This is a genomic window from Hydrotalea flava (assembly GCF_001623405.1).
GTDB classification, from domain to species: domain Bacteria; phylum Bacteroidota; class Bacteroidia; order Chitinophagales; family Chitinophagaceae; genus Hydrotalea; species Hydrotalea flava.
In genome coordinates this window covers 100,401-124,958 of record NZ_LUHG01000065.1, presented here as the reverse complement: position 1 = coordinate 124,958, position 24,558 = coordinate 100,401, and the positions used below count along the sequence as shown (strand labels likewise).

Here is a 24,558-nt window from a genome sequence, read left to right as displayed (position 1 = left end):
ATTACCTAACTTTTAAAACCAAATAGCATGAGAAAATTGTATGGCTTTTTACCATTGCTGGCAGGTATATTTTTTGCCACGCAGTTAAGTGCACAAAAAAACGTTAAGAAAAATGTAGTGCAACAGGATAATACCGATTCTGTTTATTTTTCTGCGTTGAAATTCAGAGAAATAGGGCCTTTCAGAGGGGGCAGGAGCGCAGCAGTAACAGGTAGTTTTACCCATAAAACTACTTTCTATTTTGGTGCTACCGGTGGCGGTGTATGGAAAACAACCGACGGTGGCAGTAACTGGAAAAATATTACCGATAAATATTTTGGTGGAAGTATTGGCGCCGTTGCTGTTGCGCCTAGTGATGAAACCATTTTATACGTAGGTGAAGGCGAAAATTCATTACGTGGCAATGTATCAGAAGGGCTGGGTGGTATGTGGCGCAGCGATGATGGCGGACGAAGCTGGAAAAATATTGGCTTGAAAGACGGTCGTCATATCATCCGGATTATTATTGATCCAAAAGATCCGAATACTGTATGGGCTGCTGTAATGGGCCATACATTTGGTCCTAATGAAGAACGGGGCGTATATAAAACCACCAATGGAGGTAAAACCTGGAAACGCGTATTGTATGTCAATAATTTAACTGCCTGTTCTGATTTGGTGATGGAGCCGGGTAACCCCAATGTATTGTATGCAGGTATGTGGCACGTTGAGAGAACACCGTATAGCATGGTAAGTGGCGGCGAGGGCAGTGGCTTGTACAAAAGTAAAGATGGTGGAGAAACCTGGGTGAATTTAACCAGCAAAAAAGGATTACCAAAAGGTGTTTGGGGTATTGTTGGCGTTGCAGTAGCACCATCTAATACTGATAAAATTTATGCCATTATTGAAAATGCAAAAGGTGGTCTGTTTGTGAGTAATGATGGTGGTGAAACCTGGAGTTTACAAAGCAGCGATAATAATATTCGCCAACGGGCATGGTATTATTCCAAAGTGTTTATTGATCCTAAAAATGAAAATTTAGTTTATGTATTGAATGTGGAAATGATGCGCAGCCGTGATGGTGGTAAAACTTTTCAGGCAATGAATACGCCACACAGCGATCACCACGATTTATGGATTGATCCCGAAGATGGCAATCGTATGATTGTTGCAGATGATGGTGGAGCACAGGTTTCATTCAATGGCGGACAAACCTGGAGTTCACTCATGAACCAGCCTACCGCACAAATTTATCGGGTAACAACAGATAATTCATTCCCTTATAGAATTTTAGGAGCACAACAGGATAATACAACCGTTCGTATTAAAAGCCGTTCTAACGGTTCAGGCATTGGTGAAGCTGATTGGCAACCCACGGCAGGTGCCGAAAGTGGTTATGTTGTAGCAGATCCGTTAAACCCCGATATTGTGTATGGCGGTAATTATGGTGGCTATCTTTCGCGTCTCGATCATCGCACAGGTGAAAATCGTGCGATTAATGTATGGCCTGATAATCCGATGGGTGCCGGCGCAGATGTGTTGAAATATCGTTTTCAATGGAATTTTCCCATTTTCTTTTCTCCCACAAATCCCAAAAAATTATATGCCGCAGGTAACCATTTATTTGTAACTGAAAATGAAGGGCAGAGCTGGCAAATGATTAGTCCCGATTTAACTACGAATGATAAATCGAAACAGGCTTCGAGTGGCGGTCCCATTACACAAGACAATACTTCGGTAGAATATTACTGTACCATTTTTACGGCTGCAGAGTCAGCATTGGAACCCAATGTTTTATGGACAGGGAGTGATGATGGCCTGATACATGTAAGCAAAGATGGTGGTAAGAACTGGGAGAATGTAACCCCGCCTGATGCAGGTAAATGGATGATGTGGAACTGTGTGGAAACAGATTCGAAACAAAAAGGTAAAGCTTATTTTGCCGGTACCAAATACAAGATGGATGATTACACACCGTATCTCTATAAAACCGAAGATTATGGTAAAACCTGGAAGCGCATCACCAATGGCATACCATCAGATTACTTTACCCGTTGTATTCGTGCTGATCAGCAAAGGCCGGGCTTATTGTATGCCGGAACAGAATATGGCTTGTTTATTAGTTACAACGATGGTGAAAACTGGCAGCCTTTTCAGTTAAATCTGCCCAAAGTGCCTGTAACAGATATAACCATTAAAGAGAATGATTTAATTGTAGCTACCCAGGGCAGAGGTTTTTGGGTATTGGATGATTTGGGTTTATTGCAACAAAAAGATGCTGCTGCTTTACAACAACCGATACATGTATTTGCTGTTTCAGACGCTTATCGTTATGCAAGTGGTGGCCGTTTCAGAAGAAGCTTTACTACACACAACAGTAACATGGGAACAAATCCACCTAACGGTGTGGTATTTAGGTATTATCTTAAAAATGCCTCTGATACTTCAAAGGTAGCTATTACCATTTTTGATAAACAGGGCAAACCCATTGAAACCTACGGCACCGAAAAATTACCGGTTAAAGTAAATGAGGGTATGAATGAATTTGTATGGGATATGAATTATCCCGGCGGTAAAAAAATTGATAACATGATTTTATGGAATGGCACCATAGGCAATGTTAAAGCTGCGCCGGGAAGGTATACCGCGAAATTTAAATTCCTGAAAGATTCAGTGGAAGTGCCTTTTATTATTAAGGGGATACCCGATCAGCACATGAGTCAGGAAGATTATGATGCACAGGTAAACTTTTTATTGCAGATAAAAGATAAGTTTAATGAAGTGCAAATGGCAATAGTACATATTCGTGAATTACGTGAACAAATAAATGGGTTTGTTGAAAGATTAGATACCGCAAAATCAAAATCTTTAAAACCGGTTACTGACAGCATCAATAAAAGGCTAACAAAAATTGAAGAAGCATTGTATCAAACCAAAGCCAAAAGCAGTCAGGATGTGTTAAATTACCCTATTCGCATTAATGATAAACTGGCCGGATTATTTAATGTAGTAGCCAGTGGATATACAGCGCCGAGTCAGCAATCGAGAGAAGTATATGCAGATTTAAGTGAGCAGGCTGATAAACAATTGCAATTATTGGATGGCATCTTGAAAAAAGATATACCTGCTTTAAATGAATTGATTAATAAAGAACAGTTGCCGGTGATAGGAATTAAAAACAATGATTAAAAAGCTGCAATTGCAAAATGTTAAATAATTTTTGCCACGGATACACGAATGAAAATTCTATGTGTGCGTGGCAATTTTTTTTATTCCTACATGCCGAATGAACATCCACCTGCTCACTGGCTGCGGGATGGAAGCGGTAGCCCGCAACGCAGTGAGGACTACAAGCGTACAGCCCGGACTACAGCCAGGATTTGTATTACAGCCTAACAGCCCCTTATTCAAAACAAATGGCCAAGCGGCAATCAGAAAACTTTAATTTTACAACATTATTGAGCAAGCAATTTCTACCAGAATGAACCAGCAATTAGCAGCCTTATCCCGGCAACTAACCGGCGAATTGTACTATGATACCACCATGCGAACCTTATATGCCACCGATGCATCGGCCTATCGGGAAATGCCTTTGGCAGTGGCTATACCCAAAACAGAGGATGACATCAAAAAATTAATTGCTTTTGCATTACAATATCATACTTCGTTAATACCTCGTACGGCAGGTACCTCGTTAGCGGGTCAGGTAGTGGGGAATGGCATTGTGGTGGATGTATCGAAATACTTTACAAAAATTATTGAAGTAAATACAGCCGAAAAATGGGTAAGGGTACAGCCTGGAGTTATTAGAGATGATTTGAATCTGTTTTTAAAGCCTTATGGGCTGTTATTCGGTCCTGAAACTTCAACCGCCAACCGTGCGATGATTGGAGGAATGGTGGGCAACAACTCTTGTGGTTCAAACTCGGTGGTGTACCGAAGCACAAGAGAACATGTTATTGAAATAAAAGCTATTTTAAGTGATGGAACAGAGGCTGTGTTTGGTGAAACAGATATAGATACTTTTCATGCCAAATGCGAATTGGATACATTGGAAGGTAAGATTTATAAAACTATTCGTCACTTATTAAGCAATTATGAAAATCAGTTAGAGATAAAAAAACAATTTCCAAAAAAATCGGTAGAACGTCGTAATACGGGTTATGCCATTGATTTATTGGTTGAAACGGCGCCATTTAATGCCGGTGGTCCCGATTTTAATTTTTGTACACTCATTGCCGGCTCAGAAGGCACGCTGGCATTTATAACCGAAATTAAATTAAATCTGGTACCGTTACCTCCTAAGGAAACAGGTTTGTTGTGTGTGCACTTTAATACCATTCATGAATCATTATTAGCGAATTTAATTGCTTTGCAATTTGGGCCTACTGCCAGTGAACTGATTGACCATTATATTTTAGAGTGCACCAAAGGCAATATTGAGCAACAAAAAAATCGCTTTTTTGTGCAGGGCGATCCGGGTGCTATTTTAGTTGTTGAATTTAAAAAAGATACCCGTGAAGAAATTGTTGCTATTGCCCAACAGGTAGAGGCTGCCATGCGGGAAAGGGATTTGGGTTATCATTTTCCATTGTTGTTTGGGAATGATACCAAAAAAATATGGAACCTGCGAAAAGCCGGATTGGGATTGTTGGGTAATATGCCGGGCGATGATAAAGCCGTGCCCGTTATTGAAGATACGGCTGTTGATGTAACCGATTTGCCTGCATACATTGAAGAATTTAACGCAATATTAAAAAAGCATGATTTGTATGCCGTACATTACGCCCATGCAGGTTCGGGTGAGTTACATTTGCGGCCGATTCTTAATTTAAAAACGGAAGAAGGCAATGCTTTGTTTAGAACCATTGCAACAGAAGTAGCAGCATTGGTAAAAAAATACAATGGCTCTTTAAGTGGCGAACATGGCGATGGTAGATTACGCGGCGAATTTATTCCGCAAATGATTGGTGCAAAAAATTATACGTTACTGCAGCAAATAAAAAATAGTTGGGATCCGCACCATATTTTCAACCCGGGAAAAATTGTAGATACTCCACCTATGAACAGTATGTTGCGGTACACGCCGGGGCAAAAAGATCCAAATGTTGCAACGGTATTTCGTTGGGGTAACCAAACCATTTTACAACATGCCGAACAATGCAATGGTTCAGGAGATTGTAGAAAAACACACTTGTCTGGCGGAACCATGTGCCCTTCTTTTATGGCTACCCGTAATGAAAAAGATACCACCCGTGCCAGAGCTAATATATTACGTGAGTTTTTAACTAATTCAACTACCGTTAATAAGTTTAACCATAAGGAGATTTATGAAGTAATGGATTTGTGTTTAAGTTGCAAAGGCTGCAAGTCTGAGTGCCCATCGAGTGTTGATGTGGCTAAACTTAAAGCAGAGTTTTTACAGCAATATTATAATGCAAATGGAGTTCCGTTAAGATCTAAATTAATTGCCCATTTTAATACTATAGCAAAATTAGGTTCTGTTTGGCCTGGTTTGTATAATGCATTAGTTACAAATGCATTTACCGGAAGCCTTATTAAGAAAATGGCGGGTTTTGCAACAAAACGCTCCATGCCTAAACTTTCTTCAATTACCGTGCAGCAATGGATGAATAAACGAAAAAAACAATTATTTGCTGGGAACAATCAAAAAATTGTGTATTTATTTTGCGATGAATTTACCAATTATAATGATGCTGAAATTGGTATTGCTGCAATTCAATTATTAGAAAAGTTGGGCTATACAGTTTTAATACCCAAGCATGTGGAAAGTGGAAGGGCAATGTTATCAAAAGGCTTGTTGCTTGAAGCAAAAAAAATTGCACATCAAAATATTGATTTATTAAGTGCTGTTGTAACAAATGATACACCTTTAATTGGTGTTGAGCCTTCTGCCATATTAACGTTTAGAGATGAATATATTGACTTGGTGGATGATGCCCATTGGGAAGCCGCTAAACAATTGGCTAAAAATGTTTGGTATATCGATGAATTTTTAGCTCGAGAAATTAGAAATGGCAACATCTCTTCCGCATCTTTTACGAAGGAGCAAAAAAATATTCAATTGCACGGCCACTGCCAGCAAAAAGCATTAACTAATTTGAATGATTCTATTCAGGTGCTTTCTCTTCCTGAAAATTATACGGTGAATACGATTCCATCCGGTTGCTGCGGTATGGCCGGCTCGTTTGGATATGAAAAAGAACATTATGATTTATCCATGCAAATTGGTAGTTTGGTTTTATTTCCTGCAGTTGAAAAAGCAGATACGATTACTGAAATTGCTGCTCCCGGTACCAGTTGCAGACACCAGATAAAAGATGGAACCGGTAAAAAAGCCAAACATACCGTTGAAATTTTATGGGAAGCATTGGTTTAAATAATGATTGTAATGAACTGCCAAAAGTATTTTTTATGAGTATACAACAGGCCTATAATCAATGGGCAGAACAATATGATTCCAACGATAATAAAACCCGCGATGCTGAAGCAATAGTGTTACAAACTTTATTGCAGGATATTCATTTTCATTCCTGTTTAGAAATTGGTTGTGGTACAGGTAAAAATACACAATGGTTACACACAAAGGCAAATACGCTATTGGGTGTTGATTTTTCAGAAGCTATGTTACAACAAGCCCGAAATAAAATACAAGCTCCCAATGTACAGTTTGTACAAGCGAATATTTTAGAACCCTGGTATTTTGTACAGCAGGCGGTTGATATGGTTGTGTTCAGCCTGATATTAGAACATATTGAAGATATAGCTGCCATTTTTAAAAAAGCTGCCAATACTTTACAACCCGGTGGATATATGTATGTGGGCGAATTGCATCCCTTTAAACAATATACCGGTTCAAAAGCACGATATACCAACGAGAATGGTTTGCAGGTATTAACTTGTTATGTACACCATTTGTCTGAATTTTTGAATGTCGGAATGGCAGTTGGTTTCAAAGTGAAACGGGTATTTGAATATTTTGACACAGATGATGCCAATAGCGTTCCCCGTATCTTAGGTATTTTGTTTCAGTTATTCTCTTAAATGATACACATGTTTTACTAACATTGAAATTACCTTACCGCTATGTATTTTAACCATTGGTCACAAAGGAATATCATTAAAAATAAGACAACACTAACTTTCTTTCATGAATCTAATCTGCAATATTATCTGGCTCATTTTTGGTGGCTTTTTGGCTGCTTTTGGCTATTTTTTGGGCGGCATTGTTTTATGTGCTACCATTATTGGTATTCCATGGGGTTTGCAATGTTTTAAAATTGCAGGTATTGTTTTAGCTCCGTTTGGAAAAAAAGTGGAGAGCGATTCGGCTAATCAGGGCTGCCTATCTGTTGTATGTAATATTATCTGGTTGTTTTCGGGTGGACTGGCTACTTGTATTACGCATATTGTAATGGGTGTTTTATTATGCATTACTATTATTGGTATTCCCTGGGGTAGGCAGCATTTTAAGTTGGTGGAATTATCGTTAATGCCTTTTGGTAAAAAAATTGTGGATGCTTAAAATTGAAAGCGAATCAGTATGCCGTAATAATCAATTATCCAATATCAAATAATACCTGCGTTTTCTTATTACACAGGCTTTATCAACCTATTTTGTTCTAATTTGCTGTTTGATTAATTATATAAGTTCAGCAAATGTTTAAAATAATGTATCCTTACTTACGCACTTTCGGTATTTGTATTATTTCTATTGTATTACTTTGTTTACTGCCTGCACCATCAAATGCACAGCAACACATGAATATAGATGAAGGCTGGAAATTTCACTTTGGCCATGCCTCCGATCCATCTAAAGATTTTAATTATGGAGTAGCCAATATTTTTTCTAAAACAGGCGGCGCTTATGGCACTGCTATCGATCCTAAGTTTAATGATAGTGCCTGGCGTACAATTCATCTTCCTCACGATTGGGCAGTGGAGTTGCCTTTTGTATATGTGGACAATTTTGATGTGGAGTCGCATGGTTATAAACCGGTAGGGGGTTTATTTCCGGCTACCAGTATTGGTTGGTATCGCAAACATTTTACAGTATCTGCTGCCGATTCGGGCCAGCGTTTTCAACTGCAATTCGATGGCATTTTTCGTAATGCCAGTATTTGGGTGAATGGCATTTTCGTGGGCACCAATATGAGTGGGTACGTTGGTGTTGATTATGATATCACTGATTTCTTAAAATTTAATGCTGACAACGTTATTGTAGTACGGGTTGATGCTACGCAATATGAAGGTTGGTTTTATGAAGGTGCCGGTATTTATCGGCATGTATGGTTGAATAAAATGAATCATCTTCATTTTGCTACCAATGGCGTTTATATACACACAGCAATTGCACAAAACAAGGCAAAAATTTTTGTAGATGCAACGATTGATAATGAAGGTGTACAGCAAAAAGAAGTTGTTGTATATAGTTGCCTTACCGAACGAAATGGGAAAATGGTTGCATTATCGGCTCAGCCTGTCTTAACTATACCCGCCGGTGGTACCACTACCATACAGCAATCCATTCCCGTTATACATCCGCATTTGTGGTCTATTGATGATCCGTATTTATACCGGGTAACCACAATTATTCAATCCGGCAATGTAATGATCGATTCTGTTACATATCGTGTTGGTATAAGAACGATTCGCTTTGATGCGGGAAAAGGATTTTTTCTAAATGGTGTCAATATTAAAATTCATGGTACCAATAATCACCAGGATCATGCAGGATTGGGCAGCGCACTGCCCGATGCCATGCAATATTATCGTATCCGTTTATTGAAAGATATGGGCGCTAATGCATACAGAACCAGTCACAATGCACCAACCCCCGAATTGTTAGATGCTTGTGATAGCTTGGGAATGTTGGTATTGGATGAACAACGTTTACTCAATAGCAGTCCGGAATATATGCATCAGTTTGAAACCTTAATAAAAAGAGATCGTAATCATCCTTCGGTTTTCTTATGGTCAATCGGTAATGAAGAGGGCTGGATTCAAACTACTGATATGGGTAAACGTATTGCCACCACTTTATTGGCAAAACAAAAAGCACTTGATCCTTCCAGAACCAGTACCTATGCCGCCGATTTGGGCAATGTATTTCATGGTGTAAATGAAGTAATTCCTATCCGGGGATTTAATTATCGCCAATTTGCTGTGGCCGATTATCATAAAGACCATCCTACACAACCTGTTATTGGTACTGAAATGGGTAGTACCGTTACCACAAGAGGTGAATATGCTGTTGATAGTGTTAGGGGTTATTTACCCGATGAAGATATCACAGCACCCTGGTGGGCAAGTACAGCAGAAACCTGGTGGAAGCTGGCAGCAGATGCACCTTATTGGGTGGGCGGATTTGTTTGGGCCGGATTCGATTATCGGGGAGAGCCTACTCCTTTCCGTTGGCCCAATATTAATTCGCATTTTGGGGTAATGGATGTGTGCGGCTTTCCTAAAAACATTTATTACTATTATCAAAGCTGGTGGACTGATAAAGATGTATTGCATATTGCACCACATTGGAACTGGATGGGCAAAACCGGAACGCCTATTGATGTGTGGGTATATTCCAATGCTGATGATGTAGAGTTGTTTTTAAATGGTAAAAGCCTTGGCAAAAAAACAATGCCGCGCAATGGGCATTTACAATGGTCGGTACCCTATCACCCGGGTACCTTATCTGCTATTGCTCATAAAGCAGGCAGGGTTTTAAAAACAGCCATTGAAACTACAGGTATACCTGCCGAAGTAGTGCTATCGCCTTCTTCAACAACTATTTTGGCCGATGGTAAATCCGTGGCCGTTATGAATGTTTCATTAGTAGATAAAGAAGGAAGAGAAGTGCCCAATACCGATAATATGATTCGTTTTTCTGTTACCGGTGATGCCAAGATTATTGGTGTTGGCAATGGCGATCCCAGCAGTCATGAACCTGATCAATGTATGGATGGTGCCTGGCAACGTAGTGCCTTTAATGGAAAGTGTCAGTTTATTGTACAGGCCGGGAAAGTACCCGGAATGATAAAAGTAGAAGCAACAGCTGCTGGTTTATGGCCGGGTTGTACTGAAATAATAACGGTTTCACCAACAAGTTTACAAAATAACCACATTGATCCAAAATATGCTGTATCTGCTACGGAAAGCCAACCACGTAATTCGGGTAAAATGATTGGTGCCGATATTTCTTTTCTTCCACAGTTAGACGCTGCCGGTAAAAAATTTTACGATGGTAATACTGAAAAAGATGCCATACAAATTTTAAAAGATCATGGTTTCAATTATATCCGATTACGCATTTTTAATGACCCAGCAACCGATAGTGGTTATGCTCCCGGAAAAGGGTTTTGCGATTTAGCTCATACTTTGCAAATGGCTCAACGCATTAAGGCCGCAGGCATGCAATGGCTACTCGATTTTCATTACAGCGATACATGGGCCGATCCCGGTAAACAATTTATGCCTGCAGCCTGGCGCCATTTGAATTTTCAGGAATTGAAAGCTGCTGTGTATCAATATACCCGGCAAGTGTTACTGGCTTTAAAAAAACAGGGCACACTACCCAATATGGTTCAGGTAGGTAATGAAATTAATCATGGTATACTTTGGCCGGCGGGCAGTATACAACACCCGGATAGTTTGGCGCAATTGCTGAATGCAGGAATTGCTGCGGTGAAATCGGTGGATCCTTCCATAGTAATTATGTTACATATAGCTTTAGGCGGACAAAATGATGAGTCGGTTTTCTTTCTCAATAATATATTGGCTCGTGGTGTACATTTTGATGTAATTGGATTGTCATATTATCCTAAATGGCATGGCAGTTTAGATGATTTAAGGAATAATTTAACCGATTTGGTACAGCGGTATGGAAAAGATGTTGTGGTGGTAGAATATTCTGCCCGAAAAGAAGCGGTGAACAATATTGTGTTCCATTTACCTAATGGAAAAGGGAAAGGTACTTTTATTTGGGAACCATTGAATACCTGGGAAGCTTTGTTTGATAAGGAAGGTCACTCCAATCAATATTTACCTTTGTATGATACATTGCACAATTTGTATTTAATGAAGCATTAAAAAAGTGTGCAATAACTTTTTTTTGAAATAAATGTTGCTTAATTCATCATCAATTACATGAACCAATCACTCTGGATATTAATGATTGCATGGCTGCTCTTTGCCACCATACATAGTCTTACTGCGTCATTGCAGTTTAAGCGTCTCATGCAAAAGTGCATGAGACAATGGTTTCCATATTATCGCCTGTTGTATGCGCTGTTTGCATTATTCAGTATGAGTGGTATTTTGTATTATCAGTTTCATATACCTGCTAAACCTATTGCATTGCATCAATACATACGTTATACTTTTGGAATGTTAATGGGTGTTGCAGGCTTGGCGTTAATGAGCATCACCATCCGTAAATATTTTTTTTATCTCAGTGGTATTGATGTGTTTTGGAAGAAAAAAAAGGAAGCACATTTAGATACTACGGGTATTCATCAATTTGTACGCCATCCCTTGTACTTAGGAACACTCTTGTTTGTTTGGGCATGGTTTCTGTTTTCACCATTGGTAACCAACTTATTAAGTTGTATTATGATGAGCTTATATACATGGATAGGTATGTATTTTGAAGAAAAGAAATTAGTGAAAGAATTTGGCGCTGAATATAGCGCCTATCAACAACGTGTTCCCATGATTATTCCCTTTCTTAAAAAATAATACATTATTACATGTTGCTATTCAATGGCAATCTTGCAATAACAAATCCGTTTCATAGAAATTATTTCAACAGGTTGTATAACATGCATAGCTAATTGCGGTTTTAATGGTGCGTTTATGCAATAAACATCCATGTATTTAAGAAAGCTGTTTTTTTATGCAAATGGCGCATCAATACTATGTGCAGGTTTAGAAAACCAGTGTGCACCATCTTCAGCAATGTATGCACAATCTTCCAATCGCAAACCCATTTCACCGGGAATAACAATGGTAGGCTCAACACTAAAACACATACCCACTTGAATGGGTTGTTGATTGCCATTCACCATATTACCCCATTCATGTCCATCCATACCAATACCATGACCGGTTCTGTGCGGACAGCCGGGTAATTGATACCCTGGCCCAAATCCCGCATCAATTAATACTTTTCGGGCAGCATGGTCCACATTTTCGCAAGGCTGTCCAATTTGTGCAGCAGCAAAACCTGCCGCCTGTGCCTTCTTCTCTAAGTCCCAGATAGTACGTTGCCTTTGTGTAGGTGCTGCACCAAATACAATGGTTCTGGTAATGTCTGATGTATAGCCTTCAATTTTACATCCACAATCCATGAGTAACACTTCGCCTTTGTGCAATTGCTGTGGTTGAATGCTTCCATGTGGTAAAGCAGAAGCGGCACCAATGGTTACCAATGCACCATCTGATTCTGCTCCCATTTTTCGTTGTGCCTGACTAATGATAGCAGCTACATCGTTATTCGACATTCCTTCTTTTACATTAGCTGCACAAAATTGTATGGCGGCAAGGGTAATATCATTGGCTTTTTGCAACAAGGCAATTTCTGCCGGCGATTTAATGAGCCGGCATGGAATGCTGATTGGATCGCCACTAATGAAGTTCATGTTCGGTGCGGCTTTTCGTAGACCATCCAATATAAAAAACCGCAAACGTTCTTCCATGCCGATATTACCACCGGTAATGCCATTTTGATGTAATACTTCCACTATTTTTTCATAAGGACTTTCATCTTCCTGCCATATATGTACACCCTGACCAATGATAATTAATTCTTTCAATCGGTCTGCTTCAAAAGCAGGGCTCACATAAGTCACTTCCCCTTTTACAGGAATAATGGCTACCATGGTTCTTTCACTGGGCCACCAGGGTATTCCTGTAAAATAATTTAATGAGGTACCTGCATCTAAAATCAATGCCTGTATTTGGTTGCTTGCCATGAGTTGTTGTGCCTTGGCAATTCTTTGTTGTCTTTCGGCAACGGTAATGGGTTTTACATCTCCCGTCATATTGTGTAACTGGCTCCAATCGGGGTCATTGTATTCAGTTTTTTTAGTAAAGGCAATAATGCCCGAAAAAAATGAAACGGAAGCAGCACTTCCGGCTGAGTATTTTAAAAATTTTCTGCGTTCTATGCCCATCTTGATGCGTTGAATAGTGAAGGAATTATTTTGCTATACACAACTTAAAGTTATTAAAACAGAACTGTCTTATGAATATAATGTATTGTATTTGTAAAAAACGGTTTGATTAAAAAATCAGAAATTTTTTTTGTACTTTAATACTGGTTATCAATTAAAGTTATTTTGTTCCTTCTCCTCATAAAATACCCGCATAATATACCAGGCTTTCTTTTTATATCCCTTATCCGATAATAATCCTTTTCTGTTCCAGCCTTGCTGATACACGGGTTGTAGCCGACTGGGCGAACGAAAATCGGCCAATACCCATGGGGTGGTACCACATAAAAAGGGTATATTTTTAAACATAGCTACCTGATTTTTATACAATTGTTCCTGATACTCCTCACTCCAACTGCTGGCAGTATCTTTCGATCCATGATGGCCATACAGTGCTTCTCCACCAAACTCTGACATAATCAGTGGTTTATTGAAAGGATTTTTCCAAACCATTGCTTCCGGTTTTGCAGGCCAGGGGGTATACCAACCAATATATTCATTTACACCTACCACATCCAATATTTTACTGAGGCTGTCATCAATGGTAACGGTATTGCCCTTGTATGCAACATGATTGAATGCAGATGTAATGAGCCTTGTAGGATCTAATGCTCTGGCATGTGCTGCCATTGCGCTTAAAGTGGTATCCCTGCTTTCAGCTGGTGTGGTTTCATTAGATAAGCTCCATAGTATAATGGCACTGCGGTTTTTATCGCGTTCTATCATTTCATCCAACAACCGGTTGGCTTTGGCTAATATAACGGGGTTACTAAATTGTATGCCCTGCCAAAGCGGAATTTCTTCCCATAACAATATGCCCATTTTGTCGGCCATCCGCACCATGTGTTCATTGTGCGGATAGTGGGTTAACCGTACAAAATTACAACCCAGTTCCTTTGCCCAACCCAATAGCATGGCGGCATCTGTTTCAGAATAAGCCCTGCCGGCACGTTGTGGTATTTGTTCATGAATATTAATGCCGCGTAAAAATATCGGCTGTCCATTTAATTCAATTTCGGTGCCCTTTACTGCAATAGTTCTAAAGCCAATGGCTTCTGCAACAGTATCTGTGGCTGTAGCAATTTGAACAGTATATAAATGCGGATGTTCGGGGCTCCATAATGCAGGATGTGCTGCAATACTGATATTGGCCCTGCCTGCTGCATTGGTTTGGGTAGTGTAATGTATGTGTAAATCAGGAATATGAATGCTTACTTTTTGCGGGCCATTGCTTCCTGCAACCTGTACCCAGCCTGCTATATGGCTGGTATCATTTTTTTGCAATTGAATAAAATAATCCTGAATATAATTGCCCGGTGTAGTTACCAAATCTACATCGCGGGTAATGCCACCATAATTCCACCAATCGTAGTTCAATGCAGGAATGGCATCTGCCCTGCGTTGATTATTCACCCGAACAATTACCTCGTTTTCGCCCGCTTTTAACAAGTGCGTTACATCAAACTGAAAGGGGGTAAACCCACCTTCATGGCTACCGGCTTTTTGTCCGTTGCAATACACATCTGCTATATAATTGGCCCCGCCAAAACAAAGAAAACTGTGCTGGCCGGGCTGCGGTTGGTATTGAAAAGTTTTTTTATACCATACTGTTCCTTCATAATACACCAAATCGTTGCGTTGCGAATTCCAGTCGCCAGGCACCTGTAATGTAATGGTATTGTCAAATGCATATTCAAAAAAATCATGCGCACCAGTAGCATGCTGGTCTTTCCATATCGGTTTCCAGTTACTTTCGCCTGCATTAAACGGGTCTACAATAACCGCCCAGCTTCCATTTAAGTTCAAGGTATTTCTTCCTGCAATATTGGCTACCAGCCATTGGGCCTGTACCACTGTTGCTATACAAAAACAAGTGAACAGTAATGTCATTTTTTTTAAAAAAACGATTGGTGAAGTTGCTTGCATGGCTATCAATATTGTAAGGTTAGATAAATGCAGTGTATGGTTTGTTCAATCACGAAATGCACTTCCACTTTTTTGTATGCCTTGGTTTAAAATGTGGCAGTGTTTGCATTTTATATGCTCCTGATGAGATAAACCAATAATAAAATGCTCACCAAAAATATGCCTATGGTTAATAAGCTAACCAAACGGGAGGAGTGCCGGTAATACCCATCTAATAACTGCTTTTCTATGTTTTTATAACGTAAATAAGATAAAAGCAATACCAATGCACCAACGGCTACCAGTACTATGCCAATAATGTCCGAATAACTGCCTGTTGGCGTACCATTTGTTTTACCCAAAATAAGGGAAATTTGTTTTACAAACAGGGTAAATTTTACTACTACAAAACCAAAGGCCATAATGCCAATACTGGTGCGTATCCACGATAAAAAAGTTCTTTCATTGGCCAAGTGGTCGGCTGTTGTTGAAGTTGGATGGGTTTGCTGCATATATTTCAATATTCAAACAATAAATGAGTATGTATACCTGTATGCGCTTTTCGTTAAAACACATCATAATAACATACGCCCTTGTTCAAGGGGGAATCAATACATTCAAACTTCAAGTTACATCAACTATTGTTTTTGGGACGATAAATTTTATCGGCTAATCAAAAACAATGGGATGATACGGATGATAGTAAAAAATACACCCTTTTAAACCACGTAAAATGCAATCAGCTATCATTATATCCTAAATAATGGGCTTTAAATAGCGGTAATTAGCGTAAAATAGTATTACAACCGCTAATGATTCGGATGTTATTCATACTAATATAGTGGGGCTTATCAGTGGCTTATCTATGGCTTTTCACCTCCTTATTTTAGATTGGGATATCTATTTTACCTTACCAAAAACTGTTATTTCTTTTTTTAAGCGCCAATACCTATTTTTATTAAGCGGATACTTTCCTATTCCTATTACAGTTGAATCCAATACAATTATGATAAATACCCAAACAATGTTGCAGGCACGCACCTCCCATTCCAACAATTTTTCTTTGCTTCCCTGATTATTGGGCAGTTTTGGTATTTTAAAATGCAAAACAGTTCTTTCAAAGGGAGAAACTATTATACATGTAGGATATTTTATTGCTGCAGGGAAAAAGAGGTAGTATTGGCTATTTTTGGTAACATTTATTTTCACTATGATCTTTATACATAAAAGTTACAATAGCCTAAATAGTAATGGGTTTAAGTATTTCAATCAATATAGAGTAGTTGTTGCCGATATTTATTGCGGATACTGAGGTACATGTCCCAATTATTTTTATTCACAAAAGCGCAAGTAAACAATGTTTTCAAACGAGGCTGAACAGTTATTACATTTTGGCACCTGGCAATACAATTTGGCTACTCAGGCAATTGTTTGGTCAGATGGTGTATACCGTATTTTAGGCTATGCACCGGGTGAATTCGAATTGAATTTTGATTCCATTATATCGTTATTGCATCCTGACGACAGGCAGTCTACAATAGATCAAATACAGTTTACCATTACAACCGGTCAGCCATATGCTATTCAAAAGCGGTTTATCCATAAAAACAATCAAATTATTCTAGTGCTGTCGGCAGGAAAATTATTGTATAACGAAGCAGGACAACCCATTGAATTAACAGGTGTTTTTCAGGGTATAACAGAACAGGGAAAAGAAAAGGAACGCTTAAAATTATTAGAATCGGTTGTAGTACATACCAACGATGCAGTCATTATAACTGAAGCTGAGCCAATAGAATTACCCGGACCCAAAATTTTGTATGTAAATGCCGCATTTACTGAAATGACAGGCTTTACAGCTGAAGAAGTAATAGGTAAAACACCCCGTATTTTGCAAGGTACTGACACCAATAAAGCTGAACTAGAAAAATTAAAAAAGGCACTAAAAGCCTGGCAACCTTGTGAAATAACCGTATTAAACTATAAAAAAAACGGGGAATCTTTTTGGTGCAATATGCAAATAAAACCCATTACCAATGAACAAGGCTGGTATACCCATTGGATTTCCATTGAACGAGATATTACCGAACAAAAAAAACTACAAACACTGTTAGATGAGTCGAATGAACTGGCACAAATAGGAAGTTTTGAAATTGATGTCGTAAAAAATAAAATGTACTGGTCTCCTATTACTAAAAAAATCCGAGAAGTGCCACCCGATTTTGAGCCCGATTTACAAACCGGAATTAGCTTTTTTTATGGCGATAAAAACCAATCTATCATTGCACAATGTGTTTACAATTGCATTGAAAAGGGTACCCCGTGGGATGAGGAATTGGAAATAATAACGCATAAAGGCAATCCGAAATGGGTAAGAACCATTGGCCGGGCTGAATTTCAAAATGGCCAATGTATTCGGGTATATGGTAGTTTTCAGGATATTGATAAACGAAAGCGAACAGAAATTGAATTACTGAAATTGTATGAAGAACGCAACACAATATTAGAAAGTATTGGTGATGGATTCTTTGCCGTGAATGCCCAATGGGAAGTGAGTTACTGGAATTATATGGCTGAACAATTGCTAAAAGTGACTAAAACCCAAATACTGGGTAAAAATTTATGGGAGGTATTTGCTGATTTTAAACAGTCGCTTTCCTGGCAAAATTATCATAAAGCATTGGAGACTCAGCAAGTGGTGCATTTTGAAGACTATCATCACGGCTTGGAGCAATGGTTTGATATTAGTGTATACCCTACGCCCAACGGACTTTCTGTTTACTTTAGAGATATTACCACACAAAAAATAGCACAGGAAGCTATTGCATTGAGCAATGAACGATACGATTTAATTGCCAAAGCTACCAATGATTGCATTTGGGATTGGGATTTACAAAAGAATGTGGTAGTAAGGCCGGGTAAAAAATTAGAACAGTTAATTGGACACCCACTCATACCCCCCGAACACGTAGATGCATTTTGGGCGGAACATGTGCATCCGGATGACTGGCAGCGCATTACTACCCATCGCACTGTTTTATTGAATAATCCTCATGAAAATTATTGGGAAGATGAATACCAGTTTAAAAAACCCAACGGGCAATATGCCATTGTGTACGACCGTGGTTATATTATTAGAAATAAAGATGGGAAAGCCATACGTATTATTGGTGCCTCTCGCGATGTAACCCGCGAAAAAGAACATACCAATGAAATTAAACGCATACAGCAAAACTTAGATGCACTCATTAATGCCTCCAACGAATTTATTTGGTCGATTGATATTAACATGAAGTTAATTACTGCAAATAAAACCTATAAACAGTTCATTGAAGCAATAGACGGAGTGGCACCAAAAGAAGGGGATGATATTATTCGCCCCTCTTTTACTAATGCTATGAACCAGAAATGGGAAATGCTTTACCACCGTGCATTATCTGGAGAAGCCTTTAGCTTTGAAGAATCAGTAACACACCCCATCACCGGTAAAATTATTTATAATTTAATAACCTTAACACCTATATTAACAGCCAGTGCCGAAATTATTGGCGTGGCTTGTTATGCCAAAGATATCACTGATGTTAAAAAAGCAGGATTACAGTTAGAATTGATGAATGAAGATTTAAAAAAACATGCTACAGCATTGGCTACTTCAAATGCTGAATTGGAGCAATTTGCTTATATCGTTTCACACGATTTGCAGGAGCCGCTACGGATGGTGGCAAGCTTTCTGACTCAGTTAGAAAAAAAATATGCCAAACAATTAGATGAGCAGGCTAAAATATACATTCATTTTGCGGTCGACGGCGCAAAGCGTATGCGGCAAATTATTTTAGATTTATTGGAATACTCCAGAGTTGGGCGTATGGAAGAAAAGGCAGAAACCATTCCGGTAAAGGCGCTGATTGATGAAATCGAAATTTTATACCGTCAGCAAATAAAGCAGAAACAGGCAGTGATTCATGCAAAAAATTTACCTGTACTGGTTCAGCCCAAAGCGCCGGTACGGCAGGTATTTTTAAACCTGATCCAAAATGCATTAAAATATAGTAAAGAAGGGGCGTCACCTGACATCTATATTCAAGCGACAGATGCCGGTCATTTCTGGCAGTTCAGTGTGCAAGATAACGGTATAGGAATTGACGCTGATTATTTTGAACAGATATTCATCATATTTCAACGCTTACATACCCGCGATGAATATGGCGGCAGTGGCATGGGATTGGCCATTGCCAAAAAAATAATTGAAAATTTAGGTGGAGAAATTTGGGTGGAATCTGAACCCGGTAAAGGCAGTATATTTTATTTCACCATTCCTAAATCGGCCATTTAAAAAAGAAATCGATAGGGTATTTTAAAACTATTGTTGAATTGTTTAACTTGTAACGGATAGAAAATCGTAGGCTCGTCAGCCGTTAAAAAAATTGACATTTACATCCATCATGATCCCATACCATGAATAAAAAAAGCCACTCAATGTTAACAGATATTGCTTCCCGCGAAAAACTGTTGCTGCAGCAAATGGAAGAACTGGCCAAAACCGGAAGCTGGGAGCTCAATCTGGATACGGTTGCATTGTATTGGAGTGATGGTGTTTTTAAAATATTGGAATATGAACCGCAGGCATTTGAGGTAACTTTTAAAAAGGGGTTGGAAGTGATACATCCCGACGATCGCAATGATGCCTTGCAAGCCATGCAGGAAGCCATTAAAACAGGAAAACCATACAGCATCGAAAAAAGATTTGTTACCAAAAACGGTGTGGTGAAACACATCCGTTCAATTGGGAAAATATTATGGAATGAAGCCAAACAACCTATTAAAATGGTAGGCGTTTTTCAGGATATAACAGAAAGGGTATTGGCAGAAAATGTATTAAAGGAAACGAATCAACGCCTTGAAATGGTGATGCAGGCCGGTTATGAAAGTATTTGGGATTATAATCCACTTACCGATGAGCTGTATATGGGTGAAGGGTTTACCCGAAATTTTGGTGTACCTGTTTATGATGTAACTAAAAACAGTGCATACATCAATTCCTTGTTTCATCCTGATGACCGGGAAAGTGTTTTAAGCGATTTCAGTCATAAAGTATTTCATACCAACGAAACCAACTGGATCAAAGAATTTCGTTTTAAAAAAGCAAATGGAGAATATGCCTTTGTTCGCGGCAGGGCGATCATTAAAAGAAATGAAGCCGGTGTGGTCATGAGAGTAGTAGGCGCTATTCAGGATATGACAGTGGAGCATTATTACCGTGAATTGGATAGAATTGAAAAAGAAGCAATGACGCTCAGTTTTCGGGAAGATATAACGGTGCCGGATTTGCTTTCAAAGTTTTTGTTGCAGTTGGAATCTGTTTTTCCTAACCTCAAAACATCTGTATTAAGGGTATTAGATGGCAAGCTATTCAATATGGCTTCGCCTTCTTTGCCGGAAGCCTATATTGCCACCATCAATGGCATGGCCATTGGCGATGAATCGGGCGTACACACAAATGCCGCTACTGCTCAAAACAAAACCACTGCTACCCACCAGCTTACAGAGGCGCGCTGGGCAAATTTTACCGGTTTGGCGCAGCAATTCGGTTTGGGCTCTTGTTGGGCGCAGCCGGTATTAAATGCCAAAGGGAAACCTATTGCAAACTTATTGGTATATTTTGATAGTAATAAGGGAGTAACGAATATTGAAGCACAAGCCATTAGCAGGGCACAACGCCTAATCAGTGTATTGCTGGTAAAGTTTGAATATTTGGAACATATTCAAAAAACGAATGAACGTTATGAGTTAATGAATAAAGCCACCAATGATGCTATGTACGATTGGGATGTTCAAAATGATGTGTTTTATTGGGGCGATAGTTTTTACAGGATTTTTGGACATGCAAAAAAAGAGCAACCTTTCCGGCTGATTGACTGGGCCATACTCATGCATCCTTATGATGCTGAAATGCATCAAGCCGGTTGGGAAAGTTTTTTGAAAGATACCGCGCAGGAACGCTGGCAAAAAGAATTTCGCTTCAGGCGGGCTGATGGTTCTTTTGCTTTTGTAGAAGAAAATGGCTATCTGATCCGTAATCAGCAAGGCCATCCCGTTAGAATGATTGGCGTGTTACGCGATATCTCTGATTCTAAGATAACCGCTTTACAACAACAGGTGCAACAGCAGGTGGCACAGTGCTTTAAAATGCACTTAAGCTTGCAGGAGCAAATGCACCAGGTATTGCAATACCTGGCAGAGTTTGGCAGTTTTAAGACTGCAGAAATTTGGTTGCTCAATTATAACCGGGAGTTTTTGCAATTGGCAGCCACTTATTCGGCAGATGAAAAAGCAGCTTTGTTATATACATATTACAGTGCTACTAACCAATTTAAATTGAGCGAAGGAATTCCGGGTAAGGTTTGGCAAACAAGACAATGGCAAGTGCTGGAAAATACGGATGAAAACGATGCATTTGTGCGGTGGGAAGCAGCCAAACAAGCCGGACTGAAAGCTGCCCTGGCACTGCCTTTATTTGATTTTGACCAGGTGGTGGGCGTACTCTTGTTTACAAGCAATACCTCCATCCGGAAAGATGATGTCAAGATTCAACTATACCGTCCGTTGAGTGATTTTCTGGGTGCAGAAATTGTTCGCAGGCAGCAGGAAGCACAATTGGCTTTGTTTTTTGAAACTGCTACCGATATTTTGGCCATTGCTGCACCCAATGGGCGTTTTGCAAAAGTAAATCCGGCATTTTGTGCTTTATTGGGTTATACTGAAGAAGAACTAACTACTCAGCCATTTTCAGAATTTGTACACCCAGATGATTTGAAAGCAACCCAACAGGACTTTTCAGAAACCATTCTGGGTAATCAAAAATCTAATAATTTCATCAACCGCTTCCGAACCAAATCGGGAAACTATCGTTGGATTTCTTGGAACTCATCACAACCCTTTGGAGAGGATGGTCTGGTGTTTGCGTATGGCCGCGATATTACCGAAATGCGGCATCTGGAAGAATTATTGCAGTTGGCAACACAATTATCTAAAGTGGGAGCATGGGAGTTGGATCCCATACATCACAAACTGCAATGGTCTGAAATAACCAAAGCCATTCATGAAGTACCGCCCGATTATCAGCCCGAGCTGGAAACAGCCATTGGTTTTTATCGTGCAGCGTATCAAGCTGTTGTCAGAGAAAAAATCAGTGAAACAATGGCTAACGGTGTACCATTTGATATACAAGCACCCATTATAACAGTCAAAGGAAATGAGCGTTGGGTGCGTGTTATTGGACAGGCAGAAATGTACAATGGCCAATGTATCCGTATGTATGGCAGTATACAAGATATTCATGACAGAAAAATGATTGAATTGCGCCTTAAAAATATTTCTGATAATGTACCCGGTGTTATTTTTCAATATCATTTAAAACCCGATGGAACAGATCAGTTGTTATATGTAAGTGAGGGTGCACATCGTATCTGGCGTGTTGCACCTGAGGAGTGTATGACAGATATCCAAACCATTTGGAAAGGCATTATAGCCGGCGGAGATATTGAGGCAGTAAAACAATCTATTATACAATCGGCTACACATTTAACACCCTGGCATGCCACTTGGAAGTATGTGTTATCGGATGGAAGCCTGCGTTATCATGAAGGTTTTGGTAACCCGCATAAACCAACCGATGGCTCTATTGTATGGGATTCTATTGTTATGGATATTACCGAAAAACACAACCTGCAAGAGCTCGCAAAGCGCACCGCTCGTATGGCAAAAATTGGTAGCTGGGAGTTAGACTTGGTAGATGATATTAACGATAGCATGTTTTGGTCGGTAATTACCCGCGAAATATTTGAAGTGCCGGATGATTATATACCTTCTGCTTCAAAATGTATTGAATTTTTTAAAGGAGATAGTCGCATAAAATTAGAAGAAATTATACAACAATTAATACAACATGGAACAGATTTTGATGAAGAATTTTTGATTACTACTTATGCAAATCAGTCGAAGTGGGTACGTTGTATTGGCCGTTCAGAATGGGCTATGGGAAAATGCGTTAAAATTTTTGGCAGTATTCAGGATATTCATGACAAAAAAACGGCAGAACAATTATTGCAGCAGCATGTGCAGGAATTGGCCATTAGTAACCGTGAACTGGAGCAGTTTGCCTATATAGCTTCACACGATTTACAGGAGCCGTTACGTATGGTTACCAGTTTTTTAAGTTTGTTGGAACAAAAATATAAAGACCAGTTAGATGATCAGGCAAAACAATACATTGGCTTTGCAGTAGATGGCGCCAAAAGAATGCGGCAATTAGTATTGGATGTGCTGGAATTATCAAGAGTGGGAAAAACCAGAACCAAAAAAGAGCAAATTGATATGGATGCGCTGATGGAAGAAGTGTGTACCATGCAAAAAGCACAAATTGAAGAAAGTGGTGCAATTGTGCAGATACATGAGTTGCCGGTATTATTCAATTATCGCAGTAGTTTGTTGCAGGTGTTTAATAATCTGCTCAACAATGCATTGAAATATCGGAAAAAAGATGGAATACCTGTCATCAATATTACTGCAACAAAAGAAAACAAAGGCTGGTTGTTTGCAGTTGCCGATAATGGCATTGGCATTGAGCAGGAATATCTGGAACAAATATTTGTTATTTTTCAACGGCTGCATACCAAAGAAAACTATAGTGGCACAGGAATTGGGTTGGCCATTGTAAAAAAAATAGTAGAACATTTAGGAGGAAAAATATGGGCCACATCTACCCCCGGTATCGGCAGTACTTTTTATTGCTGGCTGCCGGAAGCGGAAAGTTTATCTGATTCAATATTTTAATTGCCCATTCGTATCTTACACTTAATCAGTAAATTCAATGATAGAATTGTTAGAATGAATCCTTTATAAAAAAACCGGTAAACTATATTCATCCTGGTTAACAATACAAAATAAATATAAAGTATGATATATGCTGATGTTATATATTCCTTATATTTACCTTACATAAATTCAATCCAATGAAAAATTTGCATTTGTTGTTGGTAGAAGATAATGAAGGAGATGTATTGTTAACCACCGAGGCCTTGCGTTCAGGTAAAGTAATCAATCAGATTAGTGTTGCCAGAGATGGTAAAGCGGCGATTGATTTTTTAACCCACGAAGAGGCTTTGTTCAATAATAATTTGCCCGATTTAATATTGCTGGATATCAACCTGCCCAAAAAAAGCGGACATCAGGTATTGCAATTCATTAAAAATACTGATTACTTAAAACAAATACCGGTTATTATGCTCACTACCTCTTCATCTGATACAGATGTGGAATTGGCCTATAAAAACTATGTAAATTGCTATATTACTAAGCCCGTTGAAGTGCAGGAATTTATGAATGCAGTACGTGAAATTGAAAATTTTTGGATGAATATTGTAACGCTTCCGGAATAAATAAGAAG

The 24,558-nt window shown here is 39.1% G+C and carries 12 protein-coding genes; 9 read left to right on the top strand and 3 right to left on the bottom strand.

The window, feature by feature from the left end:
- Window positions 1-27 precede the first annotated feature (27 nt).
- The 6 genes from A0F92_RS07390 (at window position 28) to A0F92_RS07365 (ending at window position 11,733) form a co-directional block, all read left to right on the top strand.
- Entirely contained in the window at window positions 28-3,168 is a 3,141-nt protein-coding gene (locus tag A0F92_RS07390; protein WP_068243618.1) for a WD40/YVTN/BNR-like repeat-containing protein, read from the top strand.
- A gap of 292 nt (window positions 3,169-3,460) precedes the next feature.
- Window positions 3,461-6,379: an FAD-binding and (Fe-S)-binding domain-containing protein gene (locus tag A0F92_RS07385; RefSeq protein ID WP_068243614.1), complete on the top strand. Its 2,919-nt coding sequence runs from the start codon at window positions 3,461-3,463 to the stop codon at window positions 6,377-6,379.
- Window positions 6,380-6,414: 35 nt separating this feature from the next.
- Complete coding sequence (locus tag A0F92_RS07380; RefSeq protein ID WP_068243748.1) at window positions 6,415-7,044, top strand: class I SAM-dependent DNA methyltransferase; 630 nt, start codon at window positions 6,415-6,417, stop codon at window positions 7,042-7,044.
- Window positions 7,045-7,150: 106 nt separating this feature from the next.
- Complete coding sequence (locus tag A0F92_RS07375) at window positions 7,151-7,525, top strand: YccF domain-containing protein (protein ID WP_068243611.1); 375 nt, start codon at window positions 7,151-7,153, stop codon at window positions 7,523-7,525.
- Between the two features lie 134 nt (window positions 7,526-7,659).
- Complete coding sequence (gene galA, locus A0F92_RS07370) at window positions 7,660-11,085, top strand: beta-galactosidase GalA (protein ID WP_068243608.1); 3,426 nt, start codon at window positions 7,660-7,662, stop codon at window positions 11,083-11,085.
- Between the two features lie 57 nt (window positions 11,086-11,142).
- On the top strand, window positions 11,143-11,733 hold the full coding sequence (locus A0F92_RS07365) for a methyltransferase family protein (protein WP_167516894.1): 591 nt from the start codon (window positions 11,143-11,145) through the stop codon (window positions 11,731-11,733).
- A gap of 155 nt (window positions 11,734-11,888) precedes the next feature.
- On the opposite strand, the gene A0F92_RS07360 is transcribed toward A0F92_RS07365, so the two are convergent.
- From A0F92_RS07360 to A0F92_RS07350, 3 genes are all read right to left on the bottom strand, one after another.
- Window positions 11,889-13,169, bottom strand: a complete 1,281-nt coding sequence (locus tag A0F92_RS07360) for a M24 family metallopeptidase (protein WP_167516893.1) — start codon at window positions 13,167-13,169, stop codon at window positions 11,889-11,891.
- Window positions 13,170-13,319: 150 nt separating this feature from the next.
- Window positions 13,320-15,098 (bottom strand): glycoside hydrolase family 2 protein, encoded by a 1,779-nt coding sequence (locus tag A0F92_RS07355; protein ID WP_068243603.1) that lies wholly within the window; start codon window positions 15,096-15,098, stop codon window positions 13,320-13,322.
- Between the two features lie 146 nt (window positions 15,099-15,244).
- Window positions 15,245-15,625 (bottom strand): YidH family protein, encoded by a 381-nt coding sequence (locus A0F92_RS07350; protein ID WP_068243600.1) that lies wholly within the window; start codon window positions 15,623-15,625, stop codon window positions 15,245-15,247.
- A gap of 845 nt (window positions 15,626-16,470) precedes the next feature.
- Between A0F92_RS07350 and A0F92_RS07340 the strand changes: the two genes are divergently transcribed.
- From A0F92_RS07340 to A0F92_RS07330, 3 genes are all read left to right on the top strand, one after another.
- Window positions 16,471-19,446: a PAS domain-containing protein gene (locus A0F92_RS07340; protein ID WP_068243593.1), complete on the top strand. Its 2,976-nt coding sequence runs from the start codon at window positions 16,471-16,473 to the stop codon at window positions 19,444-19,446.
- A 143-nt stretch (window positions 19,447-19,589) separates the two neighbouring features.
- On the top strand, window positions 19,590-23,945 hold the full coding sequence (locus A0F92_RS07335) for a PAS domain-containing protein (RefSeq protein WP_167516892.1): 4,356 nt from the start codon (window positions 19,590-19,592) through the stop codon (window positions 23,943-23,945).
- Between the two features lie 179 nt (window positions 23,946-24,124).
- Window positions 24,125-24,550, top strand: a complete 426-nt coding sequence (locus A0F92_RS07330) for a response regulator (protein WP_068243587.1) — start codon at window positions 24,125-24,127, stop codon at window positions 24,548-24,550.
- Window positions 24,551-24,558 lie beyond the last annotated feature (8 nt).

Bases quoted from the DNA above. Each gene is read 5' to 3' on its own strand.
- A0F92_RS07380 (WP_068243748.1), top strand. From the start codon at position 6,415: ATGAGTATACAACAGGCCTATAATCAATGGGCAGAACAATATGATTCC.
- A0F92_RS07330 (WP_068243587.1), top strand. From the start codon at position 24,125: ATGAAAAATTTGCATTTGTTGTTGGTAGAAGATAATGAAGGAGATGTA.
- A0F92_RS07385 (WP_068243614.1), top strand. From the start codon at position 3,461: ATGAACCAGCAATTAGCAGCCTTATCCCGGCAACTAACCGGCGAATTG.
- A0F92_RS07360 (WP_167516893.1), bottom strand. From the start codon at position 13,169: ATGGGCATAGAACGCAGAAAATTTTTAAAATACTCAGCCGGAAGTGCT.
- A0F92_RS07350 (WP_068243600.1), bottom strand. From the start codon at position 15,625: ATGCAGCAAACCCATCCAACTTCAACAACAGCCGACCACTTGGCCAAT.
- galA (WP_068243608.1), top strand. From the start codon at position 7,660: ATGTTTAAAATAATGTATCCTTACTTACGCACTTTCGGTATTTGTATT.
- A0F92_RS07375 (WP_068243611.1), top strand. From the start codon at position 7,151: ATGAATCTAATCTGCAATATTATCTGGCTCATTTTTGGTGGCTTTTTG.
- A0F92_RS07340 (WP_068243593.1), top strand. From the start codon at position 16,471: ATGTTTTCAAACGAGGCTGAACAGTTATTACATTTTGGCACCTGGCAA.
- A0F92_RS07355 (WP_068243603.1), bottom strand. From the start codon at position 15,098: ATGACATTACTGTTCACTTGTTTTTGTATAGCAACAGTGGTACAGGCC.
- A0F92_RS07335 (WP_167516892.1), top strand. From the start codon at position 19,590: ATGTTAACAGATATTGCTTCCCGCGAAAAACTGTTGCTGCAGCAAATG.
- A0F92_RS07390 (WP_068243618.1), top strand. From the start codon at position 28: ATGAGAAAATTGTATGGCTTTTTACCATTGCTGGCAGGTATATTTTTT.
- A0F92_RS07365 (WP_167516894.1), top strand. From the start codon at position 11,143: ATGAACCAATCACTCTGGATATTAATGATTGCATGGCTGCTCTTTGCC.